The sequence below is a fragment of the Psychroflexus longus genome (assembly GCF_020164595.1).
Classification (GTDB): domain Bacteria; phylum Bacteroidota; class Bacteroidia; order Flavobacteriales; family Flavobacteriaceae; genus Psychroflexus; species Psychroflexus longus.
The window spans coordinates 1-205 of the sequence record NZ_JAIQZE010000043.1; the positions used below are offsets into that span (position 1 = coordinate 1).

Sequence of the window (205 nt, forward strand, 5' to 3'; positions counted from 1 at the left end):
GACTATCAAGAAATGTTAGACAAAAACAACATAAAAACAAGTATGACAGAAAAATATGATCCTTATGAAAATGCAATCGCAGAGAGAATCAATGGTATACTTAAACAAGAGTTCAACATTGCTAAAAACATAAAGGATATGACATTAAAGAAAAAGCTTATCGCTGATGCAGTCAGTATTTACAATAATCTCAGACCACATTTAT

At 29.8% G+C, this 205-nt stretch carries 1 protein-coding gene; it reads left to right on the forward strand.

Annotation, left to right across the window (positions count from 1 at the left end; genetic code table 11):
* The coding region (locus LB452_RS13755) for an integrase core domain-containing protein (RefSeq protein WP_224462258.1) at window positions 1-205 on the forward strand (205 nt) is incomplete at both ends.